This window comes from Ruminococcus sp. RTP21359st1_H3_RTP21359_211015 (genome assembly GCF_040909065.1).
Classification (GTDB): domain Bacteria; phylum Bacillota; class Clostridia; order Oscillospirales; family Ruminococcaceae; genus Hominimerdicola; species Hominimerdicola aceti.
This window is the reverse complement of sequence record NZ_JBDGDD010000071.1, coordinates 1-874: the sequence shown is the minus strand read 5'-3', so window position 1 is coordinate 874 and position 874 is coordinate 1.

The following is an 874-nucleotide window of genomic DNA, read 5'->3' as shown; positions in this document are numbered from 1 at the left end:
AAAAAACGCCGCCTTTAAGGTGGCGTTTTTTAATTCGAAATCATAAGAGCCTGTTTAAATTTCTCTGAAATAAATTTTGCATAGCCCTCATCGGCCTGCTTTATTCTATTATAGGATTATTTTGAAAAACAACTGTCATACTATCACTAATTTCCTTTTATCAATTGAATATCAATAGACACAAGCAATGATAGTAGGTATGACGGATGCCTATTCCATCTATCATACTATCACTAACCGCCTGTCCAAGATTCTTCTTCACATGACTTATTTTCAATAACATAATAAGATAAACCCATTGACACCCGGGTCTCGATATCATTCACACTCGGGTGTCAAGACCGTTCACATCCGGGTGTAAAAAGCCTGTAAACGGGAATCTTCGGCACTTTTTCTGCCTGTTTGAAGCAAAATAAGTCACGTGTTTCAACAAAAAAGACGGCATCTCCTACAGAAAAACATCCTCAATACAACTCTCACAACCAACAAATGCAAAATTTAAACAGGCTCTTAGTATATTAGAATGAGCGCTCGGCATTGTTCGTAAATATTAGACTCTCCGGAAGTTGAGGTTTATCGCATTTTCCTGTTTCCCTCAGTTTGGCTGACAAAACGGGGTCGGTAATCGGATAAGCTACCGGTCTTATTGCTCCTTATCTCAGCGATAATACTAAATAACACTCCGTAAGCGAGTGATAACACAGTTTCTCCTCGGAAGGCTTTTCCTTTGCAGTGTCAATTGAAAAACGAATGAAAATGAAACGAATACTTTATTACTCTCTGGTTTTACTTACTGCCGGTAATGGGATGTTACAAGCGCAGAACTGGATTCATGGAAAAGTGGTCGATAAAGAAGAACGACCGGTAGACGGGG